The sequence below is a fragment of the Streptomyces sp. NPDC000941 genome (assembly GCF_053599555.1).
Map to the genome: position 1 here is coordinate 1 of NZ_JBSFMM010000432.1, position 4,149 is coordinate 4,149.

Here is a 4,149-nt window from a genome sequence, read left to right on the forward strand (position 1 = left end):
CGGGCGGCCTCGTGCCGGCCGCGCCACCGCCGCCCGGCCGGGCGCCCGCACCGTCGCCCGGTCCGGTAGCCGAGCCAGCGGCGTCCGGGCTCTCGCCACGCGAGCTCGCGGCACACGCGGCGGAACCCCCAATGGCGGACATGCCACCTCCGCCCGGGGCAGCGCCCGGTCCGCCAGCCGGGCCAACAGCGGCCGGGCCAACGGCGGCCGAGCCAGCGGCGCCCGGGCCGCCGGCCGAGCCACCCCGCGCCGCGCCCCGCACCCGCCTGCGCCACCACCGGGTGAACGGCTCCGGGGCCAGCTCCGGGATGTCGCGTTCCGGCGCGATGCCGCCGGCTCGCTTCGCGAGCGCGGCCAGCGGCGCCACCCCCGCCAGCGCGTTGAGCACCGGAGCCGCCCGGAGGACGGCGCCGGCCCGTAGCCACAGCGGCAGCCGGCCCATCGAGTAGTGCGCGGCGGGGCGGACCCGGCCCTCGTAGTGGTGGTGCAGGAACTCCGCCTTGTACGTCGCCATGTCCACCCCGACCGGGCAGTCGCTGCGGCACCCCTTGCACGACAGACACAGGTCGAGGGCCCCGCGTACCTCCTCCGAGCGCCAGCCGTCGCGTACGACGTCGCCCGCGAGCATTTCATGCAGGAGGCGGGCCCGGCCGCGCGTGGAGTGCTGTTCTTCGCCGGTGGCGCGGTAGGAGGGGCACATCACGGACGCGCCGGAGACGGACTCGTTGCGGCACTTGGCGACGCCCACACACCTGCGCACCGCCGCCGAGAAGTCGCCGTTGTCGTGCGGATAGCCGAACTCGACGTCCACCGGGCCCCGGGGCAGCACGGCGAAGCGCAGGTTCTCCTCCATGCGCTGCGGGCGGGCGAGGGCCCCGGGGTTGAGGCCGCCCGCCGGGTCCCACAGGTCCTTGAAGCGGGAGAAGAGCCGGACCATGTCGTCGCCGTACATCTTGGGCAGCAGTTCGGCGCGCGCCAGGCCGTCGCCGTGTTCGCCGGAGAGGGAGCCGCCGTGGGCGACGACGAGTTCGGCGAGGTCGGTGGAGAAGCCGCGGAAGACCCGGATCCCGGCATCGGTCAGCAGGTCGAAGTCGATGCGTACGTGGATGCAGCCGTCGCCGAAGTGCCCGTACGGCGTGCCGCGCAGCCCGTACTGGGCCATCAGGGCGCGGAAGTCGCGCAGATACGCGCCGAGGCGGGCGGGCGGTACGGCGCAGTCCTCCCAGCCGGGCCAGGCCTCGCTGCCGTCCGGCATGCGGGTGGCCGTGCCGGAGGCGTCCTCGCGGATTCGCCACAGGGCGCGTTGGCCGGCCGGGTCGGCGACGACGGTGTGGTCGGTGGTGGCGTCGGAGGCCGCGCGGGCCAGGGCTTCGGCGCGGGCCCGGGCCTCGTCCGGGGTCTCGCCGCCGACCTCGACGAACAGCCAGGCGCCGCCCCGCGGCAGCCCGGTCGCCCCCGCGACCAGGTCGGCGGCCATGCCCTCGACGGTGAGCGGGCCGTGGGGCAGCAGGGTGTGGGCGGCCTCGGCGGCGGCGCTCTCGTCGGGGTAGCCGAGGACGGCGAGGGCGCGGGCGGCGGGCGCGTCGACGAGGCGTACGGTCGCCTCGGTCAGCACGCCGAGGGTGCCCTCGCTGCCGGTGAGCGCGCGGGCCACGTCGGCGCCCTTCTCGGGCAGCAGCGCGTCGAGCGCGTAGCCGGAGATACGGCGCGGCAGCTCGGGGAATCCGGTGCGCAGCGGGGCGAGGTTGGCGTCGACCAGGGCGCGCAGGCCGTCCCGGAGCCGCGGCGGCAGCCCGTCCAGGCCGCGCCCGGCGCGCAGCCGTTCGCCGCCGTACGTCACGACGTCCAGCTCCCGTACGTTGTCGGCCGTCGTGCCCCAGGCGACCGAGTGGGAGCCGCACGAGTTGTTGCCGATCATGCCGCCGAGGGTGCAGCGGCTGTGGGTGGACGGGTCGGGGCCGAAGGTCAGCCCGTACGCGCCGGCCGCCGCCCGCAGGTCGTCGAGGATCACACCGGGCTGGACGACGGCGGTACGCGCGTCCGGGTCGAGGGAGACGATGGAGCGCATATGGCGGGTGAAGTCGAGGACGACGCCGACCCCGGTGGCCTGTCCGGCGATCGACGTGCCGCCCCCGCGCGCCACCACGGGCACCGCGCGCTCGCGGCATACGGCGAGCGCGGCCGCGACGTCGTCGGCGTCGTACGGGGCGACGACCCCTGCGGGCACCCGCCGGTAGTTGGACGCGTCCATCGTCATCAGCGCGCGGCTCGCGGTATCGAACGAGACCTCGCCGCGGACGGCCCGGCGCAGCGCCCGCTCCAGGTCCCCTGCTTCCACTGCCCTATAAGCTCCGTCTACCTCGTGATCAACCATGCTTCCCATGGTCCCCGGCCAGCGCCCGGATGAGAATGTCACCATGCCTTCCCTGCGGGCCAGGGTGACCGCCGCCCTCGGCCGGGTACGGCTTCGCGGCCTCGGCGGGCGAGGCGGGTCTGGCGCTGATGCCGGTCGCGAACATGATGCCGGCGGTCAGCCCGCTCACCACCCCGCTGCGGGACCGGTTCGGGGCCCGGGCGCCGCTGCGGCTGGGTGTGGCGTGCGGCGGGCTGTCGTTCGCCGCGCTCGGGAACCTGGTCGTGGACACGGCGGGGCCCGCGGACATCGGGGTGGCCGGTGGCGTCAACACGATCGCCCGCACGGTCGGGGGTGCCGTGGGCGCCCAGATCGGGGTCGCGGTCCTCGACGCCGCGGGCCCCGCCAAGGCCGCCACGGCCCCCGGTTTTCCCGCCGAATCCGGCTACACCAGCGCTTTCGCCGTCTTCGCGCTGGTGGCCTGCGGCGCGCTCGGCGCCTCGTGGGCCATCCCGGGGAAGAGACACCGTGTCTCATCGGGTGGACACCAGGGGAGGCTGCGCATACCGACGGATTAGGCTTTCGTCCGTGGCTGAGATCCGGATTCCCGCTGACATCAAGCCCGCCGACGGTCGCTTCGGCTCGGGCCCCTCCAAGGTACGCACCGAGGCGCTGAGTGCGCTGGCCGCCACCGGAAGCTCTCTGCTCGGCACCTCCCACCGCCAGGCCCCGGTCAAGAACCTGGTCGGCAAGGTGCGCGAGGGTGTGCGCGAGCTGTTCCAGCTTCCCGAGGGATACGAGGTGATCCTCGGCAACGGCGGGTCCACCGCCTTCTGGGACATCGCGACCCACGGCCTGATCGAGACCAAGTCCCAGCACCTGTCGTTCGGCGAGTTCTCGTCCAAGTTCGCCAAGGCCGCCAAGCTCGCGCCCTGGCTCGACGAGCCGACCGTGATCTCCGCCGACCCGGGCACGCATCCGCTGCCGCGGGCGGAGGACGGCGTGGACGTCTACGCCCTCACCCACAACGAGACCTCGACCGGTGTCGCCATGCCGCTCGAGCGGGTGGCGGGCGCCGACGCGGGCGCGCTGGTGCTGGTGGACGCGACGTCGGGCGCGGGCGGTCTGCCCGTCGACATCGCCCAGACGGACGTCTACTACTTCGCACCGCAGAAGTCCTTCGCCGCCGACGGCGGGCTGTGGATCGCGGCCTTCTCCCCCGCCGCGCTGGAGCGCGCCGCGCGGGTGCACGCCTCGGGCCGGCACATCCCGGAGTTCTTCTCGCTGCCGACGGCGATCGACAACTCCCTGAAGAACCAGACCTACAACACCCCGGCGCTCGCGACGCTCTTCCTGCTCAACGACCAGCTGGAGTGGATCAACGGCCAGGGCGGCCTGGACTGGGCCGTACGCCGCACCGCGGCCTCCTCGGGCGCGCTGTACGGCTGGGCGGAGGAGTCGAAGTTCGCCACGCCGTTCGTCACCGACCCGGCCAAGCGGTCGCAGGTCGTCGGGACGATCGACTTCAACGACGAGATCGACGCCGCCGCGGTCGCCAAGACGCTGCGGGCCAACGGCATCGTGGACACCGAGCCGTACCGCAAGCTGGGCCGCAACCAGCTGCGGATCGCCATGTTCCCGGCCGTCGAGCCGTCGGACGTGGAGGCGCTGACCGCCTGCGTCGACTACGTCATCGAGCACCTCTGACGCGTAAATAGCAGCAGTTCAGGGTGGGTGGGGGCAGAGCTGGGTGCCCGGTGGCCGTTGCGGGCTGCCGGGTGTCCAGGGGGCCGGTC

General features: G+C 74.2%; 3 protein-coding genes. 2 read left to right on the plus strand and 1 reads right to left on the minus strand.

Translation table 11 applies throughout. The features are described 5' to 3' along the window. A partial coding sequence (locus ACWDSL_RS52235) for an FAD-binding and (Fe-S)-binding domain-containing protein (RefSeq protein WP_450496682.1) occupies positions 1–2,374 on the minus strand: 2,374 nt, incomplete at its 3' end. Positions 2,375–2,502: 128 nt separating this feature from the next. Between ACWDSL_RS52235 and ACWDSL_RS52240 the strand changes: the two genes are divergently transcribed. Beyond that, positions 2,503–2,931 carry a hypothetical protein gene (locus ACWDSL_RS52240; RefSeq protein ID WP_450496683.1) on the plus strand — a complete coding sequence of 143 codons (429 nt, stop codon included), beginning with the start codon at positions 2,503–2,505 and terminating at the stop codon, positions 2,929–2,931. 10 nt (positions 2,932–2,941) lie between these two features. After that, entirely contained in the window at positions 2,942–4,060 is a 1,119-nt protein-coding gene (serC, locus tag ACWDSL_RS52245; RefSeq protein ID WP_450496685.1) for a phosphoserine transaminase, read from the plus strand. Positions 4,061–4,149: the final 89 nt, after the last annotated feature.